We start from the raw sequence: 1,184 nt of genomic DNA on the forward strand, positions 1-1,184 counted from the left end.
GGCGACACCGCCACCGCCGACGGCAAGCTTGCCGGCATGCTCAAGCTGCGCGACAGCGTCGCCGCGACCATGCAGAGCCAGCTCGACGAAATCGCGCGCGGCCTGATCGCGGCATTTGCCGAGACCGCGCCGTCGCAGCCCGACGCGGCAGGCCTCTTCACCTGGTCCGGCGCGCCGGCCATCCCGGCCGCCGGCACCCTGGTCAATGGCCTAGCCGGTTCGATCAGCGTCAACGCCGCGTTCGATCCGAGCGCCGGCGGCAGCCCCTCGCTGCTGCGCGACGGCGGCGCCAACGGCGCGGCCTATGTTTCCAACCCCGGCAGCGGCGCCTCTTATTCGGACCTGCTGATCGCCTATGGCAACAGGCTGGATCAGCCGATGGCTTTCGACACATCCGCCGGCATCACCGTCAGCTCCGGCGTCTCGGACTATGCCGCCAACGCCATCGGCTGGTTCGAGGGCGTGCGCCAGCAGGCATCGACCAACGCCGACGCCAAGGAGGCGCTGGCCACGCGCACGGCCGAGGCGCTGTCGAACGAAACAGGCGTCAATGTCGATCAGGAGATGTCGCTCCTTCTCGACCTCGAGCACACCTATCAGGCGTCGGCGCGGATGATGAAGACGGTCGACGACATGCTGAACGCCCTGTTGAGCGCGGTGGGATAATCCATGAAAGCGACAGCCGTTTCTTCAGCCGCCATCTCCAACGCCATGCGCTATCAGCAGATGCGCATGCAGGCTGAGCTCGTCAAAGCGACGACGGAATCCCAGACCGGCAAGGTCGCGGATGTCGGCCTGGCGCTTGGCGGACGCACGACCCAGGCCGTCACCTTCCAGCGCGACCTCGACCGGCTGAACGGCATCATCGATTCCAACGCGCTGGTCGGCGCTCGGTTGGCATCGACCCAGGATTCGCTCGGCCAGCTCTCCGATGTCGCGCAGAGCTTCCTGTCGGCGCTGACCGCCGGCGTGTCGGGCGACTCCTCGACCAGCGTCCTGCAGACCGCCGGCGCCTCGGCGCTGCAGCAGATGACCGGCATCCTGAACACCAGCGTCAACGGCGAATATCTGTTTGCCGGCACCAACACCGACGTCAAGCCGATCGACGATTTCAGCGCTGCCGGCTCGCCCGCCAAGGCGGCGTTCGACGCTGCCTTCACCAGCTACTTCGGCTTCACCCAGAA

At 67.0% G+C, this 1,184-nt stretch carries 1 protein-coding gene and 1 pseudogene; both read left to right on the forward strand.

The window, feature by feature from the left end:
- The coding region (locus EOA29_RS37125; protein WP_281061136.1) for a flagellar basal body rod C-terminal domain-containing protein at positions 1-666 on the forward strand (666 nt) is incomplete at its 5' end.
- 3 nt (positions 667-669) lie between these two features.
- Positions 670-1,184: pseudogene (locus tag EOA29_RS37130) on the forward strand (flagellar hook-associated family protein); the annotation flags it as partial.

Source organism: Mesorhizobium sp. M1E.F.Ca.ET.063.01.1.1, assembly GCF_003998155.1.
In the GTDB taxonomy this organism is placed as follows: domain Bacteria; phylum Pseudomonadota; class Alphaproteobacteria; order Rhizobiales; family Rhizobiaceae; genus Mesorhizobium.